The 17,831-nt window shown below is 74.0% G+C and carries 16 protein-coding genes; 3 read left to right on the top strand and 13 right to left on the bottom strand.

Annotated elements, in window-relative coordinates:
• Positions 1-62: 62 nt before the first annotated feature.
• The 3 genes from topA to MRBLML1_RS06385 all read right to left on the bottom strand — a co-directional run bounded on the left by topA (position 63) and on the right by MRBLML1_RS06385 (position 5,623).
• A complete protein-coding gene (topA, locus tag MRBLML1_RS06395; protein ID WP_364512985.1) occupies positions 63-2,765 on the bottom strand; it encodes a type I DNA topoisomerase in 2,703 nt (900 codons plus the stop codon).
• Between the two features lie 352 nt (positions 2,766-3,117).
• Positions 3,118-4,134, bottom strand: coding sequence for a DUF2510 domain-containing protein (locus MRBLML1_RS06390; RefSeq protein WP_364512983.1), 1,017 nt, complete (start codon positions 4,132-4,134; stop codon positions 3,118-3,120).
• A gap of 4 nt (positions 4,135-4,138) precedes the next feature.
• Positions 4,139-5,623, bottom strand: a complete 1,485-nt coding sequence (locus tag MRBLML1_RS06385) for a class I SAM-dependent methyltransferase (protein ID WP_364512981.1) — start codon at positions 5,621-5,623, stop codon at positions 4,139-4,141.
• 131 nt (positions 5,624-5,754) lie between these two features.
• On the opposite strand from MRBLML1_RS06385, the gene MRBLML1_RS06380 reads away from it, so the two are divergent.
• Positions 5,755-6,027: a hypothetical protein gene (locus MRBLML1_RS06380; RefSeq protein WP_364512979.1), complete on the top strand. Its 273-nt coding sequence runs from the start codon at positions 5,755-5,757 to the stop codon at positions 6,025-6,027.
• 7 nt (positions 6,028-6,034) lie between these two features.
• Here MRBLML1_RS06380 and MRBLML1_RS06375 read toward each other — a convergent pair whose 3' ends face one another.
• The 3 genes from MRBLML1_RS06375 to MRBLML1_RS06365 form a co-directional block, all read right to left on the bottom strand.
• The gene (locus MRBLML1_RS06375; RefSeq protein ID WP_364512977.1) at positions 6,035-6,820 is read right to left on the bottom strand and encodes a DUF2817 domain-containing protein; all 786 of its coding nucleotides are present in this window, start codon (positions 6,818-6,820) and stop codon (positions 6,035-6,037) included.
• Between the two features lies 1 nt (position 6,821).
• Positions 6,822-9,182: a sodium-translocating pyrophosphatase gene (locus MRBLML1_RS06370; protein WP_364512975.1), complete on the bottom strand. Its 2,361-nt coding sequence runs from the start codon at positions 9,180-9,182 to the stop codon at positions 6,822-6,824.
• Positions 9,183-9,523: 341 nt separating this feature from the next.
• Positions 9,524-9,856, bottom strand: a complete 333-nt coding sequence (locus MRBLML1_RS06365) for an STAS domain-containing protein (protein ID WP_364512972.1) — start codon at positions 9,854-9,856, stop codon at positions 9,524-9,526.
• Positions 9,857-10,014: 158 nt separating this feature from the next.
• Here MRBLML1_RS06365 and MRBLML1_RS06360 point away from each other — a divergent pair, with 158 nt between their 5' ends.
• On the top strand, positions 10,015-12,390 hold the full coding sequence (locus tag MRBLML1_RS06360) for a DEAD/DEAH box helicase (protein WP_364512969.1): 2,376 nt from the start codon (positions 10,015-10,017) through the stop codon (positions 12,388-12,390).
• Positions 12,391-12,399: 9 nt separating this feature from the next.
• A complete protein-coding gene (locus MRBLML1_RS06355; protein WP_364512967.1) occupies positions 12,400-12,714 on the top strand; it encodes a hypothetical protein in 315 nt (104 codons plus the stop codon).
• Positions 12,715-12,747: 33 nt separating this feature from the next.
• Here MRBLML1_RS06355 and MRBLML1_RS06350 read toward each other — a convergent pair whose 3' ends face one another.
• The 7 genes from MRBLML1_RS06350 to ssd form a co-directional block, all read right to left on the bottom strand.
• Positions 12,748-13,140, bottom strand: a complete 393-nt coding sequence (locus MRBLML1_RS06350; RefSeq protein ID WP_364512964.1) for an Rv3654c family TadE-like protein — start codon at positions 13,138-13,140, stop codon at positions 12,748-12,750.
• Positions 13,137-13,649: a TadE family type IV pilus minor pilin gene (locus MRBLML1_RS06345; RefSeq protein WP_364512962.1), complete on the bottom strand. Its 513-nt coding sequence runs from the start codon at positions 13,647-13,649 to the stop codon at positions 13,137-13,139. Before MRBLML1_RS06345 ends, MRBLML1_RS06350 begins: the two co-directional genes overlap by 4 nt.
• Positions 13,646-13,834, bottom strand: coding sequence for a DUF4244 domain-containing protein (locus MRBLML1_RS06340; RefSeq protein WP_364512959.1), 189 nt, complete (start codon positions 13,832-13,834; stop codon positions 13,646-13,648). The genes MRBLML1_RS06345 and MRBLML1_RS06340 overlap by 4 nt, the downstream gene beginning before the upstream one ends.
• 160 nt (positions 13,835-13,994) lie before the next feature.
• Positions 13,995-14,714: a type II secretion system F family protein gene (locus MRBLML1_RS06335; protein ID WP_364513147.1), complete on the bottom strand. Its 720-nt coding sequence runs from the start codon at positions 14,712-14,714 to the stop codon at positions 13,995-13,997.
• Positions 14,714-15,478: a type II secretion system F family protein gene (locus MRBLML1_RS06330; RefSeq protein WP_364512956.1), complete on the bottom strand. Its 765-nt coding sequence runs from the start codon at positions 15,476-15,478 to the stop codon at positions 14,714-14,716. The genes MRBLML1_RS06335 and MRBLML1_RS06330 overlap by 1 nt, the downstream gene beginning before the upstream one ends.
• Positions 15,475-16,650 (bottom strand): TadA family conjugal transfer-associated ATPase, encoded by a 1,176-nt coding sequence (locus tag MRBLML1_RS06325; protein WP_364512953.1) that lies wholly within the window; start codon positions 16,648-16,650, stop codon positions 15,475-15,477. The genes MRBLML1_RS06330 and MRBLML1_RS06325 overlap by 4 nt, the downstream gene beginning before the upstream one ends.
• Complete coding sequence (gene ssd, locus MRBLML1_RS06320) at positions 16,647-17,756, bottom strand: septum site-determining protein Ssd (protein ID WP_364512950.1); 1,110 nt, start codon at positions 17,754-17,756, stop codon at positions 16,647-16,649. The genes MRBLML1_RS06325 and ssd overlap by 4 nt, the downstream gene beginning before the upstream one ends.
• Between the last annotated feature and the right edge of the window lie 75 nt (positions 17,757-17,831).

Raw genomic sequence — 17,831 nt, 5'->3', positions numbered from 1 at the left:
GCGTAGGCCGGCGGAACGAGGTCGTCCCTGGGCCCTCACAAGGAGACCTTGTGAGGGCGGGCTCAGGACTTCTTGGCTGCCTTCTTGGCGGCGGTCTTCTTCGCCGCCGTCTTCTTCGCGGTGGTCTTCTTCGCCGTCTTCTTGGCCGCGGTCTTCTTCGCGCCCTTCTTGGCGGCCTTCTTCGCCGGGCCCTTCGCGCGCCGCTCGGCGAGCAGCTCGGCGGCCCGCTCGATCGTGATCGCCTCGACCGAGTCGTCCTTGCGCAGCGTCGCGTTGTACTCGCCGTCGGTGACGTACTCCCCGAACCGGCCGGCCTTCACGACCACCGGCTGCCCGGAGACCGGGTCGTTGCCCAGCTCCTTGAGCGGCGGCGCGGCGGCCGCGCGACCGCGCTGCTTGGGCTGGCTGTAGATCTTCAGCGCCTCGTCGAGGGTGATCCCGAAGATCTGGTCCTCGCTGGTGAGCGAGCGGGAGTCCGTGCCCTTCTTCAGGTACGGGCCGTAGCGGCCGTTCTGCGCGGTGATCTCCTCGCCGTCCTCGCCCGCCCCGACGACCCGCGGCAGCGAGATCAGCTTGACCGCGTCGTCGAGGGTGACGGTGTCGAGGGACATCGACTTGAACAGCGAGCCGGTGCGCGCCTTGGCGCTCTTGGGAGCGTCCTCGGGCAGCAGCTCGGTGACGTACGGGCCGAAGCGGCCGTTCTTCGCCACCACCTGCAGGCCGGTCTCCGGGTGCACGCCGAGGTCGATCTCCTCGCCGGCCGGGTTCGCCAGCAGCTCCTTGGCCTTGGCCACGGTGAGCTCGTCGGGCGGCAGGTCGTCGGGCACGTTGGCGCGGACCCGCGTCCCGGCGCCGTCGTCCGGGCCCTCGAGGTACGGGCCGTACTTGCCGACCCGCAGGTCGATCCCGTCCTCGGCGGTGCCGACCGGGAAGGTGGCCAGCTCCTTGGCGTCGATGTCGCCGAGGCCGGTGACGAGCGGCTGGAGGCCCTCGCGGTCCTCGGAGCCGTAGTAGAACTCCGACAGCTCGGAGACGCGGCTCTTCTCGCCCCGGGCGATGTCGTCGAGGACCGTCTCCATCAGCGCGGTGAAGTCGTAGTCGATCAGCCGGCTGAAGTGCTCGGTCAGCAGCCGCACCACGGAGAACGCGATCCACGCCGGCACCAGCGCGGTGCCCTTCTTGTAGACGTAGCCGCGGTTGAGGATCGTGCCGATGATCGAGGCGTACGTCGAGGGGCGGCCGATCTGCCGGTCCTCGAGCTCCTTGATCAGCGTCGCCTCGGTGTAGCGCGCCGGGGGCTTGGTCTCGTGGCCGTTGGCGGACAGCGAGGCCGCGCTGACCGGGTCGCCCTCGACCAGGTTGGGCAGGCGGGTCTCCTGGTCGTCCTTCGCCGCGTTGTCGTCGGTGCCCTCGACGTAGGCCTTGAGGAAGCCGTGGAAGGTGATCACCCGGCCGGAGGCGGAGAACACCACGTCCTCGCCGGTGGTCGCGGCGCCGCCGAGCCGGATCGTGACCGACTGGCCGACCGCGTCCTTCATCTGCGAGGCGACGGTGCGCATCCAGATCAGCTCGTAGAGGCGGAACTGGTCACCGGTCAGCCCGGTCTGGGCGGGCGTGCGGAACGAGTCGCCCGCCGGGCGGATCGCCTCGTGCGCCTCCTGCGCGTTCTTGACCTTGCTGGCGTAGGTGCGCGGCGCGTCGGGGAGGTACTCGCTGCCGTAGAGCTCGGCCACCTGGTTGCGGGCCGCGCCGATCGCGTTGCCGGACAGCGTGGTGCTGTCGGTCCGCATGTAGGTGATGAAGCCGTTCTCGTAGAGCCGCTGCGCCACGCTCATCGTGACCGAGGCGCTCATGCCGAGCTTGCGGCTGGCCTCCTGCTGCAGCGTGGTGGTCCGGAACGGGGCGTACGGCGAGCGACGGTACGGCTTCGCCTCGACCGACCGGACGTCGTAGGAGGTGTCGGAGAGCGCGGCCACCAGGGCGTCCGCACGCCGCTGGTCGAGGTGGACCACGTCGGCCTTGGGCTTGAGCAGGCCGTCCTGGCCGAAGTTCGAGCCGCTCGCGACACGGGTGCCGTCGATGGTGTGCAGCTTGGCCGGGAACATCCGCTGGTCGTGCTTGGAGCCGGCGTCGAAGGTGCCCTCGAGGTCCCAGTAGGAGGCGACCTTGAAGGCCATCCGCTCCTTCTCGCGGTCCACCACGAGCCGGGTCGCGACCGACTGCACGCGGCCCGCCGAGAGCCCCGACATCACCTTGCGCCACAGCACCGGCGAGACCTCGTAGCCGTAGAGACGGTCGAGGATCCGGCGGGTCTCCTGGGCCTCGACGAGGTCCATGTCGAGCTCGCGCGGGTTGGCGGCGGCCTCCTGGATGGCGGCCTTGGTGATCTCGTGGAAGACCATCCGCTTGACCGGGATGCCCTTCGGCTTCAGCTCGTCCAGCAGGTGCCAGGCGATGGCCTCTCCCTCGCGGTCCTCATCGGTGGCGAGGTAGAGCTCGTCGGCGTCCTTGAGCAGGCTCTTGAGCTTGGAGATGTGGGACTTCTTGTCGCGTGGGACGACGTAGTAGGGCTCGAAGCCGTTCTCCACGTCGATCGCCAGGCGGCCCCACGGCTTGTCCTTGATCTTCGCCGGGGTGTCCGCGGCGTTGTTCGGGAGGTCACGGATGTGGCCGATGGAGGACTCGACGACGAAGCCGTCGCCGAGGTACCCGCCGATGGTGCGGGCCTTCGCCGGCGACTCGACGATCACCAACTTGTGTGCCACAGGGACCTTCTCTACTGGACGTGCTCTACGGGACGTGCTGAGCCTTACGGCCGATCACGGTAGCGCGTGCTGTCCAGCGCCGTCGCGAGCGGCGTCCAGAGTGGTCGGCCCGCAAGGCGGAGGAGGGAGGCGGGACGGAGTCCCGGCGACCGACGACAACGCCGCGGACGGCCGCTCTGGACGCCGCGCAGCAGGCGCTGGGCAGCACGCGCTGCCGCTGGGTAGCGCGTGCTGTCCAGCGCCGTCGCGAGCGGCGTCCAGAGTGGTCGGTCCGCCGGCGGCGGTCGTACCGGACATATCTGTCGTGATCGGGACCGATTCACGACAGATATGTCCGGTACGACGGGGAGAGTCAGCCGACCTTGGCGGACTGCAGCATCTGCTCGCTGAGGTCGATGGTGACCTGGTCGCCGATGGTCCCGACGCCGATGAACAGCCCCAGCTGGTCCGGGTCGCCGGTATCGACGACGGCCACCGTGGTGACGTCGCCCTCGGCCTGCACGTCGGGGTTGTCGACCCGGATCTCCGCGGTGATCCGGTGGGCCTTCTTGCCGTCGACGGTGATGTCCTCGTTCTTCAGGTCCTTGCGGCTGGTGAAGCCGTCGTAGATCTGGTCGCTCGTCGTCAGGCACTGCATGATGATCTCGGCCGACTCGGCGAGGTCCTCGAAACCGTTGGACTTGAGCAGGCCACCGACCGCGAACTCGCTGATCCAGCTCTTCTCGACGAGCTTGTACTGCACCAGGATCTTGTCGGCGAAGGCGTGCGACTTCGAGAGCCGGGTGTCGACCTGGTAGCCCTTGGCGACCGGGATGGTCAGCCCGCCGCCGCTGATCGTGGCGGGGTTGGCGCCCGGGTTGGTCGCCGGCGTGGGCTGGCCACCGGTGCACTGCACGCCGGTCGGCGCGACCGTGCTGGAGCCGTCGTCGGTGGGCCCGGTGGTCTCGGTGGTCTCCGAGGTGTCGTCGTCGGCCTTCTTGTCGCCGTCGCCGTCGTCGTCACCGCTGAGCGCGCGGACGCCGAAGAAGCCGCCGACACCGATGAGCAGCAGCACCAGCACCGCCGCGATCACGATGCCGATGGTCTTGCCGTTGCCACCGCCGCCCGGCTGCGGGCCGGGGCTCCACTGCGGCTGGCCGTAGCCACCCACCGGCGGCGGGGCCACCGGCGGGACGGCGCCGTAGGGGTTCGGGGTCGCCTGCTGGTACGGCGGCGGGCCGGGCTGCTGCGGCTGCTGCGGCTGGGGCGGCTGCGGAGCACTGCCTCCGGGCGGCGTGCTCGTGGTCATCTGGCTCCACGCCTGGCCGTCCCAGTACCGGTAGGTGTCGGGGGCGCCAGCGGGGTCGGGGTACCAGCCTGCGTTCGTCACGGCCCTAGTCTGCCGCACGCGGCGCGAGGAAACCCTCGGCCACCAGCTCGGCGAGCTCGGGCAGGTAGACCTCGCGCAGGCTGGCCGCGTCGCGCTCCAGCAGGTGACCGACCGCGTCGAGGAGCGGACCGGCCGCGAGGTCGCCGTCGCAGGCGCCGACCACCGCCGCAGTGACCGTGTCGACCTGGCGCGCCCGCCGGAAGCCGCGCTGCTGGCGCAGCACGATCGCCGCCGGGTCCTCGGCGCCGACCGGGCCGGAGGTCTCCTGGACGACGTCGGCGCGCAGCACCAGGTGCGTGTCGGGGCCCACGGAACGGGCCGAGGCGGCGGCCTCCGCCCAGCCCGCGATCGCCGGCGCGATCGGCTGCTCGACGTCGTAGGGCCACTCGAGGAGGTCGCGGGTGCTGCCGCCCGTGCGGTGCAGGTTGATCCAGCCGAAGCCGATGCCGCCGACGCCCTGCTCCTGCAACCACGAGAGCCAGGTGTCGTAGCGCTGGACGTACGCCGCCGGGTCGCCGCCGGTGGCCGGGTGGTGGCCGGCGTCCTTGAGCCACAGCTCGACGTACGACGCCGGGTCGAGCACCTCGCGCTGCACGACCAGCGCGTCGCACTCCTCCGGCAGCCAGGTGGCGAGCCGCTCGTCCCACGGCCGGTCGCGGTCGATCACCCAGTTGGCGAGGACCTGGCACCAGCCGCCCTCGGTGAGGTGGCGCGGGGCGGTGCGCACGATGTGCTCGACGACCTGGTCGCCGGGCAGGCCGGAGTCGCGGTAGACCAGCCGCTCGCCCGTCGCGGGCGAGATCACGAACGGCGGGTTGGTGGCGATCAGGTCGAACCGTTCCCCCGCGACCGGCGCGAAGAACGAGCCGTCGCGCACCTCGACCTTGTCGTCGACGTCGTTGAGCGCCGCGTTGAAGCGGGCGAGGGCGAGCGCGCGCTGGTTGACGTCCGTGGCCACCACCCGGTCGCTGTGCGTCGCCAGGTGCAGGGCCTGCACCCCGCAGCCGGTGCCGAGGTCGAGCGCGCTGTCGACGTCGTGGCGCAGGGTGAGCTGGGCGAGGCTGGAGGAGGCCGGGCTGATGCCGAGGACGTAGTCGCCCGTCACCCGGGTGGCGACCCCGTTCAGGCCGGGCGTCAGGTCGCTGACGACCCACAGGTCGCCCTCGTCGGTCGCATAGGGGCGTACGTCGAGGCGCGCCGCCACCTCGCCGACGCTCTGCACCAGGGCGCCCGCGTTGACCAGCCGGTCCACGAGACCGGGCAGCGCGCGCTCGGCGTCGGCGGCCGGGACCGCGGTCTGGAGCAGGAACAGCCGGGCCAGCGTGGCGAGCGGACCACCGTCCGTCGTACGCCGCAGGCCGGGGGTGGTCTCGTTGCGCGACAGCGCCTGGTGCGCCTCCGGGCCGAGCAGCGCGCTGACGGCGTCGTAGGTGAAGTCGGCGGCGAGCAGGGCTTCGCGGAGCGGGGCGGCGAGGGCGACGGGCAGCACGGCACCACGCTAGACCGCCGTCCCCGGCGGGTTGTCACCGTCTCCGCCGTTCCGCGGACAGGGACCGGGTCGGTGTGTCACGGTGTGCCGTCCGCCGGGCAGACCGGCGTCCTAGGAACTCGGAGATCTCAATGCGCCTCAAGCTGCTCATGGCCGCCCTGGCCGTCGCCCTGATGGGCCTCGTCGCACCCGCCGGGACCGCGACCGCCGCACCCGGAGCGGCCGTCGCCGACACCGTCTCGATCTCGCACGCGCGTCCGTGCACCAAGACCAGCAGCGGGAAGTGCATCCGCGGCGGGCAGTTCTGCCCGAAGGCCAAGTACGGCAAGAGCGGGTGGGACGCCAAGGGCCGCCGCTACGTCTGCAAGGGCAACCGCTCGCACCCGCACTGGATGCGTCCCTGATCCTCGCTCAGTAGATGCCGGCCGCGCGGGCGATCCCGCGGCCGGCCACCACGGTGCGGAACCGGGTGGACGGGCGGGCGCCGTACTCGATCGTGGTGGCGATGCCGCGGTAGCGCTGGTTGTACCAGCCGGTCATCGTCGGCGAGACCGTGCCGGTGGGGTTGCCGACGCCGAAGGAGCGCAGCGGGAGGGCGAGGTTGCGCGCCAGCCGCCGCTCCCACGCGATGCCCGGCCCGCTGCGGCCCACGCCGTGCAGGGGCTGGTGGATCGAGGCGACGTAGTTGGGCCGCGCCCCTGCCAGGAACCTCATCAGCGCCTTGGTCTCCGGCTCGCTCCCGGGCCGTGGGCCGCCGTAGTAGCGACTGCCCTTGGCCGTGCGCCGCCAGCCGCTCGTGGGCCAGTTGCGGTTGAGGTCGACGCCCCGGGCGTTCGTACGGCGGTGGCGGGCCGCGCCGTCGGGGTTGATCGACGGGATCACCCAGAGCCCGGTGCCGGCCCGGGGACGCACGTGCTGCCAGACCCAGCCGACCGTGCTGCGTCCCGCGCTCTCGTCGCCGTGCATCTGGCCGAGCACGAGCAGGACGCGGGTGGCCCTCGGGTCACCGCGGTAGTAGGCGCGGATCGACCGGCCGCGCACGGACTGGCCGATCACGACCGTGCGCTGCACGGTCGTCGCCGCCTGCTGGGCCGGCGCCGCGGCCGGGGCGGAGCGAGCCGGTGCGGGCGTCGCGCCGGCGGTGACCACGAGGGCCACCGCCAGCGCGACGAGGAACGTCCCGAGCCGGCGGAGCACGCTAGGCGGACTCCACCGCGGCCGCGGCCGGTGCGTCGTCACCGATCACCGACGAGCGCTGCTTGGAGATGAAGACCGCGGCGAAGATCCCGGCGGCCGCCGCGAGGGCGATCAGGATCCGCACCAGGTCGTTCTGGCTGTCGCCGTACGACAGGCTGACGATCGCGCCGACGATGAGCAGCGAGACCAGGTTCATCACCTTGAGCAGCGGGTTGATGGCCGGGCCGGCGGTGTCCTTGAACGGGTCGCCGACCGTGTCGCCGATGATCGTCGCCTCGTGGGCCGAGGACCCCTTGCCGCCGTGGTTGCCGTCCTCGACGAGCTTCTTGGCGTTGTCCCAGGCGCCGCCGGCGTTGGCGAGGAAGACGGCCATCAGCGTGCCGGTCGCGATCGCCCCGACCAGGAAGCCCGCCAGCGGACCGACGCCGAGGCCGAAGCCCACCGCGATCGGGCTGAGGATCGCCAGGATGCCCGGCGTGGCCAGCTCGCGCAGCGAGTCGCGGGTGACGATGTCGACCACGCGGCCGTACTCCGGTCGCGCCGTGCCCTCCATGATCCCGGGGATGTCGCGGAACTGGCGTCGTACCTCCATCACCACGGCGCCCGCCGCGCGGCCGACCGCGTTGATGGCGAGGCCGGAGAAGAGGAAGACCACGCCCGCCCCGAGCAGGGTGCCGACGATGAGCTTGGCGTCGAAGACCAGGAACGCCAGTCCGAACGCGTCGCCGTCCGCGGCACTGACGCCCTCGGTGTCGAGGAGCGACTCCACCGCCGACTGGGTGTACGACGCGAAGAGCGCGCTCGCGGCCAGGACCGCCGTCGCGATCGCGATGCCCTTGGTGATCGCCTTGGTCGTGTTGCCGACCGCGTCGAGCTCGGTGAGGATCTGCGCTCCCTCCTCGCTGACGTCGCCGGACATCTCCGCGATGCCCTGGGCGTTGTCGGAGACCGGGCCGAAGGTGTCCATCGCGACGATGACGCCCACCGTGGTCAGCAGGCCGCAGCCGGCCAGGGCCACCGCGAAGAGGGCCAGGGCCGTCGAGCCGCCGGCGAGCAGGGCCGCGCCGAACACCGCGGCGCCGATCACGATCGCGGTGTAGACCGCCGACTCGAAGCCCACCGAGAGGCCGGACAGGATGACGGTGGCCGCACCGGTGATCGAGGTCCGGCCGACGTCCTTGACCGGTCGGTGCTCGGTGCCGGTGAAGTAGCCGGTCAGCGCGAGGATCGCCGCCGCCAGCACGATGCCGATGACGACCGCGCCCGCGGCGAAGGTGGCCGGCCCGACCGACGGCAGGTCGCCGCTGGCGAGGCTGCCGAGGCCGACCCCGCCGCCGTTGAGCTCCGACCACTCGCTCGGGAGGTAGACGAAGGCGGCGATCGCGCTGGCGACCGCCCCCACCGCGGCGGAGATGTAGAACGAGCGGTTGATGGTCGTCAGCCCGCTCTCACCGGCCCGCGGGCGGGTGAGGTAGACGCCGGCGATCGCCGAGAGCGCGCCGATCGCCGGGACGATGAGCGGGAAGACCAGGCCCTTGTCGCCGAACGCCTGCGAGCCGAGGATCAGCGCCGCGACCAGGGTGACGGCGTACGACTCGAAGAGGTCCGCCGCCATGCCGGCGCAGTCACCGACGTTGTCGCCCACGTTGTCCGCGATCGTCGCGGCGTTGCGGGGGTCGTCCTCGGGGATGTTCTGCTCGACCTTGCCGACCAGGTCCGCGCCCACGTCGGCGGCCTTGGTGAAGATGCCGCCGCCCACGCGCATGAACATCGCGAGCAGCGCCGCCCCGAAGCCGAAGCCCTCCAGCACCTTCGGCGAGGCGTCCTGGAAGACGATCACCACGACGCTCGCCCCCAGCAGGCCCAGGCCCACCGTCGCCATGCCGACCACGGCCCCCGTGCGGAAGCCGATGTTCATCGCCGGGTCGCGCCCCTGCTCGTTGGCAGCGGCCGCCACCCGTAGGTTCGCGCGCACCGCGAGCGACATCCCCAGGTAGCCGATCGCGCCGGAGAAGCAGGCCCCGATCACGAAGAAGATCGAGCGGAAGACCCGCACCGCCCACTCCGACTGCAGGCCGCTCGCGCCGTCCGCGGTGTGTGCCGGCAGCGCCAGCAGCACCACGAACGCGATCGCCGCGAAGATCGTCAGCGTGCGGAACTGGCGGGTGAGGTACGCGTTCGCGCCCTCCTGCACCGCCTGGGCGATGCGCTGCATGTTGGGCGTGCCCTCTCCCGCCCGGAGTACCTCGGATCTGAACAGGGTCGCCATGGCGAGGGAGCCGAGGGCGATGGCAGCAACGACGATCACGAGGGCGAGGTCGCCCCCCGAGACTTCGATGTCGGCGAGCAACGGACGGGGCATGCGAGTGCCTCCTGGAGGAGTTCAGGTGCGGGTCAGGGCCCAGGTCTGAGTTCGTGGGCCGGAGTCTACGCAGACTGTGACCTGGAGCACACGACGGTTGTGACGCGAGTCACAGGCGAACCGGGTCCGAGCACTCCTACGGACCGGCTCCGTCAGACGCAGTGCCGGCAGCACGGGACGAAGCCGGCCCGGAGCCGGAGGAAGCGAGGAACGAGCGCCCGCAGGCGCAGGGATGCGCCGTCCCGCGCGCCGGCAGGCCTGCCGCCAGGCGGAGACGAGCCCTACGAAAGCCAACCGCGGCGCGGCAGCGTGTCAAGCGAAGCGCCGACACGCTCGCGCCATCAAGCCAGCGCGGTCTCGGGCGTGTCGTGGATGACGAAGACCTTCGCCAGGCCGGTGATCTTGAAGATCTTCAGCAGGCGGTCGGCGTTGCACACCAGCTCCAGGGAGCCATCGTGGGCGCGGACCTTCTTCAGCCCGCCGACCAGCACGCCGAGGCCGGTGGAGTCGAGGAACTCCACGCCCTGCATGTCGATGACCAGGTGGTAGGTGCCCGCCGCCACCAGCTCGGTGATGGTGTCACGCAGCTTCGGGGCGGTGTAGACGTCGATCTCGCCACCCACGGCGACGACGGTGCGACCACCGACCTCGCGCGTCGACAGTGTCAGATTCAACGACCTCACCCCGGGATGGCTCACCTACAGTGCAATGGAGTCAATCAAACCATGCCGTTCCCCGGCGCGCACGAAGACGGCTACCAAGCCATCACCAGATGCGGTGTCGACCGCGTGGTCGCCCCCGTTGTGTCGGGGGTGCTTGCGACAATCGACGCATGACCGCCGAGCTCCGACCGACGCTGCCGGGTCCGCCCGCCCGGCGCGACCCGGCCGCGGTCCTGGGACGACTCACCGCCCTGCCCGATCGGGCCGACCGGATGACCCATCTCGAACGGCTGCCGGCACGCCCGGCGCGCACCGCCGACTGGCCGGCCTGGACGGACCCGACCCTGCTCGCGTCGTACCGCTCGCGGGGGGTGGGGCTGCCCTGGGCGCACCAGGTGGAGGTCGCGCAGGCGGCGCACCGTGGTGAGCACGTGGTCGTCGCGACGGGGACGGCATCCGGCAAGTCGCTGGCCTACCTGCTGCCCACGCTCTCGGCGATCCGCGCCGCCCGCGGTCCGCGGGGGCAGCGCGGGGCCTCGGTGCTCTACCTCGCCCCGACCAAGGCGCTCGCGCACGACCAGTGGGCCGCGATCCGCGCCCTCGGGCTCGACGTCCGGACCGCCACGCACGACGGAGACAGCACGCTGGAGGAGCGGGAGTGGACCCGCGACCACGCGGAGTACGTGCTCACCAACCCCGACATGCTGCACCGTTCGCTGCTGCCCGGGCACGAGCGGTGGACCCAGTTCTTCCGGTCGCTGCGCTACGTCGTCATCGACGAGTGCCACCACTACCGCGGGGTGTTCGGGGCGCACGTCGCCCAGGTGGTGCGGCGGCTGCGACGGGTGTGCGCCTCCTACGGCGCGTCGCCGACGTTCATCCTCGCCTCGGCCACCGTCGCCGACCCCGACCTGACCGCACGGCGGATGACCGGTCTCGACGTCACGACGGTGACCGCCGACGGCTCACCGCGCGGCGAGGTCGCGGTGGCGATGTGGGAGCCACCCCTGACGTCGTACACCGGGGAGAACGGCGCACCCGTGCGGCGTCCGGCCACCGCCGAGACGGCCGACCTGCTGGCCGACCTGGTGGTCGACGACGTCCGCACGCTCGCGTTCGTCCGCTCCCGGCACGGCGTGGAGACGGTCGCTAGGCGCGCCGGCGAGCTCGTCGCGGAGGTGGACCCGTCCTTGGTGGGACGCGTGGACTCCTACCGCGGGGGCTACCTGCCCGAGGAGCGGCGCGCCCTGGAGCAGTCGCTGCGCAGCGGACGGCTGCTCGGGATGGCCGCCACCAACGCGCTGGAGCTCGGCATCGACGTGAGCGGGCTCGACGCCGTGCTGGTGACGGGCTATCCCGGCACCCGGGCGGCGTTCTGGCAGCAGGTCGGCCGGGCAGGACGCGACGGCGGCGGGGCGCTCGGGATGTTCGTCGCGCGCGACGACCCGCTCGACACCTACCTCGTGCACCACCCGGAGGCGCTGCTCGGCCGGCCGGTCGAGGGGACGGTGTTCGACACCGACAACCCCTACGTGCTCGGCCCACACCTGTGCGCCGCGGCGCAGGAGCTGCCGATCACCGTCGCCGACCACGCGCTGTTCGGGCCACGGACCCGCGAGGTGCTCGGCTCCCTGGTCGAGCGCGGCATGCTGCGCCGGCGGCCGGCGGGCTGGTTCTGGACCGACCGATCCCGCGCCTGCGACCTCGCCGACATCCGCTCGGCCGGCGGACAGCAGGTCTCGCTCGTCGAGGCCGGCACCGGCCGCGTGGTCGGCACCGTCGACGGCGGCCGGGCCCACGGGACGGCGCACACCGGCGCGGTCTACCTCCACCGCGGCGAGACCTGGCTGGTCGACGAGCTCGACCTCGACCAGCACGTCGCGACCCTCCACCGCGCCGACGTCGACCACACCACCTCGGCACGCGACGTCACCGACATCGCGATCGTCGCCGAGGCCGAGCACGTCGACTGGGGACCGTGCCGGGTCTCGCTGGGGCAGGTCGAGGTGACGAGCCAGGTGACGTCGTACCTGCGCCGCCGGGCCCGCACCGGCGAGGTCATCGACGAGACGCCGCTCGACCTGCCCCCGCGGACCCTGGCCACCACCGCCGTCTGGTGGACCGTGCCGGACGCGGTGCTCGCGACCATGCTCGACTCCGCCGGGCTCGAGGTGAGCGACCTGCCGGGCGCGGCGCACGCGGCCGAGCACTGCTCGATCGGACTGCTGCCCCTGTTCGCGACGTGCGACCGCTGGGACATCGGCGGCGTGTCGACCGCGCGTCACCCCGACACCGGCGTGCTCACCGTGTTCGTGCACGACGGCCACCCGGGCGGGGCGGGCTTCGCCGAGCGGGGCTACCGGACGGCGGCGGCGTGGCTGCGTGCCACCCGCGCCACCATCGCCGCGTGCGAGTGCGCGACCGGTTGCCCCTCCTGCATCCAGTCCCCGAAGTGCGGCAACGGCAACGACCCGCTCGACAAACGCGGTGCGGTCGCACTGCTCGACGTGCTGCTTGCGGGAGCGCCGGACGCTCCGATGGCCTAACCTGCCGACATGCTGCTCCTCGGACTGGTCGTCCTGCTCCTCGGCGTCATCGCACTGATCGCCAGCTTCTTCGGGGCGAGCGTCGACTACAAGCACCGCTCGACGGAGATCCTGAACTGGGACGTCTCCCCCGGCACGCTCGTCCTCTGGGGCGCCATCTCCACCCTGCTCATCGCGCTCGGCCTCTGGATGATGAAGGCCGGTGCCAAGCAGGGCTGGAAGCGCCGCAAGGAGCAGAAGCGGCTCACGGAGCTGTCGGAGAAGCTGGACGAGGTCGAGCTCGAGCGACGCCGGGACGACCTGTCCCGCGACGACGACAACTGACGCGCTGAGCCCGCCGCCCTCGCCGCGGGCGGCTCAGGGCGCGACGTCCGCCTCCGCGGGTCCAGCACGGGCTTCGGCGGACAGGTCCTGGTCCTGCCCGAGCCAGCGCGGTCCGGGCACGGACACCTCGACCCGCACGTCGTCGTCGTCGACCGAGCACCGGACGAGCGCGGCGCCGTTGGCGGCGGCGATCTCGCCGGCCGCCCGGCAGGGGTCGCGGCCGGCAGGCTCGACCGCTGCCGCGGCTCCGGCGAGGGCCGCGAGGTCGGCCGCAGCCTGAGCGGTGCGGTGGGCGACGACGATCGCGCCGACCACTCCCCCGGCGGAGCCGACGAGCAGGAGCAGGCCCGTCATGGCGACGACGAGCACGGTCGCGGCGCCCCGATCGGCGGCGGACCGGCGGGGCCGCAGCCACCGGCCGATCACGGGCCGGCTCCCGACCCCGCGCCCGCGGCCGGCCGGTCCGTGGCGCCCTCCTCGGCGAGCGCCACGGCCTCGGCGTCGAGCTCCGCTCCGGGGAGGGCGGCGAGAAGTCCACCGGGCCCGGCCATGCGGCCGGTGGCTCGGACGTGGACCTCACGGCCGGACCGGGTGACCGAGATGCGGACGCCGTCGGGCGCGACCCGCTCGCCCGCCGCCACCGCCGCGACCTGGTCGTCGCCGCGGGCCAGGGCCCGCGCTGTCTCGCGGGCAGCGTCGACGGTGCGCGTCTGGTTGATGGCGACGGCGATCAACCAGGTGAGTCCGGCGGTCACGGCGAGCAGGAGCGGCAGACCGACGGCGAGCTCGGCCGTGACGGCACCGCGGGCGTCGGGACGCCCGGCGCGGAGCCGGGGCCGTGTGGGGCGCGCGGGACGGGGGCGCCCCGGACGCGGTGGATCGGGCGGAGGGGCCGGGCGGGGCGGAGCGAGAGGAGCGGCAGCCCGCCTGCTCATCGCAGCCCCAGGAGGCTGAGCACGTGGTTGAACAGCGTCTTGATGAGCTGGGTGCCGAAACCGCCGCTGAGCAGCTTGTAGAGCAGTCCGGCGAAGCCGGCGCCGGCAGCCGTGGCGACGGCGTACTCGGCGGTGGTGACGCCGCGCTCGTCGGGCCCGGCCCGGCGAACGGTCGAGCGGAACATGGGATCTCCCTTCGGTGGCGGCCGCGGGGTGCGGCCGGTGGAGGGGTCAGCGTGGGCGGAGAAGGTGAAGAGAGGCGGCTGGGCGGGAGCGGCCTGTGGAGAGAGCGCGGCGATCCACAGGGGAAGGGCGGCTCGGTGGCCGGTCCTGGGAGAGGCGGGGCTAGTGGGTGATGGTGGCGGCCAGCGACACGGCGAGCGGGACGATGCCGAGCACAAGGAAGGAGGGCAGCAGGCAGAGGCCGAGCGGTACGGCGGCGCGCACCCCGACGGCGCGGGCCCGGTCCTCCACCTCGGCACGGGCGCGGCGGGCCAGCTCGGTGCCGAGACGCTCGACCGCCGCCACGATCGGCGCACCGGTGCGCTGGGCGCGGGCGAGGGTGCGCCCGAGGGAGGCGAGCTCGGGGTCGTCCCCGAGCGCGGCCCAGATCGCCTGCGGGTCGCCGCCGAGCCGGAGCCGGGCGGCGACCGGGACCAGCCGGTCGGAGGCCGCTCCGGGCAGCGCCCGGCACACGAGCTCGACCGCCTCGGCGGGGGCGGCTCCGGAGCGGAGCGCGGCGGCGAGGAGGGTGACGACGTGGGGCAGGTCGCGTCGTACCTGCTCCCGGCGACGTCGTACGACGGCCGGCTCGAGCCGTCCCGCGACGACACCGACCACGCCCCCGGTCAGGAGGCCGGCCGGGACGGCGAGCGGACCGCCGAGCAGCGCGGCCGCGCCGGAACCCGCGAGCACCGCCCAGGTCCAGCGTCCGCGGCGGAGCAGGCTCTCCCCGGAGGCGGGGCCGGGCACGGGGGCGACCGGCCGCGGCTCGGCGGAGCGCGGCACGGGCGGGAGCAGGAGGGACACCGCGGCGGCCGCGAGCAGGACGGCGACGGCGAGCATCACGCGTCCCGGTCGACGTCGGCGGCGAGGGCGTCGACCCAGGCGAGCCCGGCGTACCCGAGGGCGAGACCGGCGACCAGGCAGGCCAGTCCGGCGGTCGAGCCGAGCAGGAACGCCCACGGCGAGGCGCCGGCGCCCGCGCCCAGGGCGAGGGCGACGACCGGCAGCGCGGCGAGGAGGCGCGCGGTGGCGCGGGCCGAGGCGAGCTCACCGACGACGACCCGGTGTGTCTGCTCGGCAGCGCGCAGGTCGTCGGCGACCCGGCCGAGGGCGTCGGCGAGACCGTGGCCGGTGCGGTGCGCGACCAGCCACGCGGCCGCGACGACCCGCAGCGAGCCGGCCCCGGGGACCGCGGCCAGCTCGCGGAGGGCGGCGGTCACGTCACCTCCGGTGGCGGCGGCCCGGGCGGCGGGACCGACGAACGGCCAGTCGTCGGCGGCGCGGCCCAGGGCCTGCTCGGCGCTCTGGCCGGCCGCGAGCTCGGCCTGGACCGCGTCGCACAGCTCGACGACGCGGGTGCGGTGGACGGCGGCCCGCCGGGCCGCCCGGGTGCGGCGGAGCATGCGGTGGGCACCTCCGGCGAGGCCCAGCCCGACGAGGCCCAGGACGGCCAGCCGCGGCGAGCCGGCGACGAGCAGCGCCACCGGCGGCGCGAGCAGCAGCAGGGGCCGGCGTCGCCCGGCCGGGCGCGGCAGGCGGGCGGGCACGGGGAGCAGGAGCGCGACGGCGAGCGCGAGCGCCACGCCGGCGAGCAGGGCGCTCACGACGCCACCTGGTCGAGCAGGGCGAGCAACCGGCTGCTGCCGGGACCCTCGACGAGCCGGCCGTCAGTGGCGAAGGAGGCCGCGGTCTCGGTGCGCGCCCAGCCGTCCGGGTCCCGCGCCAGGACGGCGATCTCGCCGAGCCGACGCCGCCCGGAACCGCGGTCGCGGACGACGTGCAGGACGAGGTCGATCGCGGACGCGAGCTGGCTGTGCGCGGCGGCGCGGCCCAGGCCGGCGGTGAGGGCGAGCGCCTCCACCCGGGCCGGTACGTCGGCCGCGGAGTTCGCGTGCAGGGTGCCGCACCCGCCCTCGTGGCCGGTGTTGAGGGCAGCGAGCAGGTCGACGACCGCGGCGTCCCGGACCTCTCCGACGACGAGCCGGTCGGGACGCATCCGCAGCGCCTGGCGGACCAGGTCGCGGAGCACGACGGCGCCGGCTCCTTCGAGGTTGGCGGGCCGGGCCTCCAGGCCGACCACCTGGGGATGGCCGGGGCGCAGCTCGGCGGCGTCCTCCACGACGACGATCCGCTCGGCCGGGTCGACGACGCCGAGGAGCGCGGCCAGCAGCGTGGTCTTGCCGGAGCCGGTGCCGCCGGAGACCAGGAAGGCCCGCCGGGCGGCGACGATCCGCACGAGCAGCTCGTGGCCCGCATCGGTCAGAGCGCCGGCGGCACGCAGCTCGGGAAGCGAGAACCCGCCGCGGCGCGGCACCCGGAGCGAGATGGCGGTCCCGGGCTGGGCGATCGGCGCCAGCACCGCGTGGCAGCGGGTCCCGTCGGGCAGCCGGACGTCGGCCCAGGGCGCGGCGTCGTCGAGCCGGCGCCCGCCGCTGGCGACGAGACGCTGGGCGAGGCGACGGCACTCCTCCTCGGTGCCGAGCGCCACGGCGGACTCCTCCAGGCCCTGGCCGCGGTCGATCCGCACCGGGCCCGGACCGTTGACGAGCACGTCGGTCACGCCGGCGAGCGTCAGCAGCGGCTGGAGCGGACCGGCCCCGACGACCTCGCGACGCAGGCCCTCGTAGACCGCGAGCACCGTCGCGTCGCCGACCGGCCGGCCGGCGGCCCGCAGCGCGTCGGCGACCCGGTGCGGGGTGAGCGCGCCGGGCTCGGCCGCGAGCCGGCGCCGGACCTCCTCGACGAGGGCCGCGAGCGTCGGGTCGGCGGGACTCATACGACGACCTGCGCGTCCGCGCCGGGCCCGCCGGGCTCGCCCAGGACCTGCGCTGCGGCGCGCGCGAGCGGTCCCCGGGCACTGCGCAGCGGACCGAGCCCGAGGTCGACGGCCTCCGCGAGCCCGCGCTGGTCGCGCATCTGCACCAGGACCGGCAGGCGGGCGGCACGGCGTACGTCCTCCGGAGCGAGTGCCTCACCGCGCAGCACCACCGCGACGTCCGGGTGCCCGGCGAATCGCGCCCCCATCCGGGCCGCGCCGGCCACGCCGACGACGCTCGCCACGGTCACCACCAGCAGCAGGTCGCAGCGCGCGGCGAGCTCGTCGACCAGCGCGTCGGGCGAGCGCGGGAGGTCGACCACGACGACGGCGTGACCGCGGCGGGCGGCCGACAGCGCCTCCCGGGCGGCGAAGGCCTGCAGCGAGGCGACCCGGCCGTCGACGTACCAGGACAGCACGCCGAGGGCGCCGCTGCGCGGCAGCGCCTCGCGCAACGCCCGGGCGGAGAGCCGGCCCGTGGTCTGGCACAGCGCGTCCCAGCGGAAGCCGTCGCGGCGCTCGACGCCGAGCATCCGGTCCAGGCCCGGGCCCTGCGGATCGCAATCGATCACCACGGCGTCGCCCGAGCGCGCCGCCCACTGGCCCAGCGCGCAGGCGAACGTGGTGGCGCCGGCACCACCGCTGCCGCCGATCACGCCGATCACGCGGGCACGGCCGGGCTGTCGCTCGGTGAGGTCGGCGAGCAGCTCGACCAGCCAGGCCTCCGAGCCCGGCAGCTCGACGACCTGCTCGGCGCCCAGGCGCAGCGCGGTCCGGAACAGCTCGTGCGGGGCACGCTCGCCGATGACGACGAAGCAGCGGGCGCGTGGCTCGGGCACGAGGCGCACCATCTCCTCGGCCAGGTCGGCGCCGACGAGGACGACCGGCGCCACCGACCAGGACCGCAGCGCGGTCAACGGGTCGCGGGCGATGGTGGGGGCGACGTCGGCCGCGGCGGCGAGCGGCAGCAGGGCTGCGAGCAGGTCGTCATCGGCGGTCACCACCAGGACAGGGACGTCCGCCGGGCCGGCGACGGGCCGGCGGGCGGGGATCGGATCTCGGGACATGCCGACCTTCTCGCCCACCCCCGACGCGACCACGCTCCCGCCTCGGCCCCCTGTGGAGGGACCGCACCGGAAACG

Source organism: Nocardioides sp. LML1-1-1.1 (genome assembly GCF_040676175.1).
In the GTDB taxonomy this organism is placed as follows: domain Bacteria; phylum Actinomycetota; class Actinomycetes; order Propionibacteriales; family Nocardioidaceae; genus Nocardioides.
The sequence above is the reverse complement of the archived record's forward strand: the minus strand, read 5'-3'. Positions and strand labels throughout refer to the sequence as shown.